The 951-nt window shown below is 64.6% G+C and carries 1 protein-coding gene and 1 pseudogene; both read right to left on the bottom strand.

Going from position 1 to position 951, the window contains the following annotated elements:
• On the bottom strand, positions 1–766 hold a 766-nt coding region (locus C469_RS09325), incomplete at its 3' end, for a hypothetical protein (protein ID WP_008005983.1).
• A pseudogene (locus tag C469_RS09320) lies at positions 763–951 on the bottom strand (hypothetical protein); the annotation flags it as partial. The gene C469_RS09325 and the pseudogene C469_RS09320, both read right to left, overlap by 4 nt.

Here is a 951-nt window from a genome sequence, read left to right as displayed (position 1 = left end):
GTTTCTGGATGACGAGCGTCGTCATCTCGCGGATGGGTTTGTTCATCCCGCTCCAATTGTGAGCGACCAGCACGAGCGACCCACGCTTTGCGTGCGGCCCGTGGCGGTCCTCTTTCTTGCGGATGAGAGTCGCGCGCTCCGCGAACGTCTCGGCTTTCTTCGAGTCCGCACCGCGGCCGGTAAGCTCCTGCATTGCTTCGTCAAGCACGCCGAGCGATTGGCGTTTGTGTGACGCCATCGCCTCTAGCATCTCCACGTCGGACCGCACCACGGCGTCGAAGCCGTCCCACGTCGTCTGGCCGTAGAGCGTCCCGCCGGTTCGAGCGCCCCACGCCCGCGCAACGTCGAGGGTCGTCGCGGTCTTACCCGCGCCGGGTGGCCCGGTGACGACCGCAATCGTGCCCTCTTGCGCGAGCCGAGTCACAATCTCGGTGAGGGCGTCACTCGCCTCACGGTCCTGATTCACGATGCCGACCATGCCCTGCAACTGACTCACGTTCCCCTCACGATAGGCGCGGTCTACCATCGATGTCGCCGCCGACCGCACGATTTGTTTCCCGACGTGACTGTCCAGAAAGTCCTTGCCGCGCTCCTCGTAGATGCCGCAGTACCGATTCAGGAAGTCGAGCACGTCGGGGTCGTTAATCATCCCGGCGAACTCGCGGACGAACTCGTTGGACTTGTTCTCAAGTTCGTTCCGAAGGAATTCGCGGCCCTGTGCGGCCGAATAGATGGTGTTCCGGTCTTGGCTCCGTCCGCCGCTCATGCGCTCCCTCCGTCGTTCAGAAGTGGGTCGCGCGGTTCGAGCGCGTCGTCTGGGAGGTCGTCGTCAAAGACCATTCCCATTCCGTCGCCCCAGTCGTCGCCGTCGTCTTCGGCGGCGGCGTCGAGCAGGTCGCGGAGGTCGCCGTTCCGAAGGCGTCCCGGCCGGAGTTCGTCGGGGAGTTCGGC

Source organism: Halorubrum lipolyticum DSM 21995, assembly GCF_000337375.1.
Lineage (GTDB): Archaea > Halobacteriota > Halobacteria > Halobacteriales > Haloferacaceae > Halorubrum > Halorubrum lipolyticum.
Note: the sequence above shows the minus strand (reverse complement) of the source record. Positions and strands in the feature narration are given on the sequence as shown.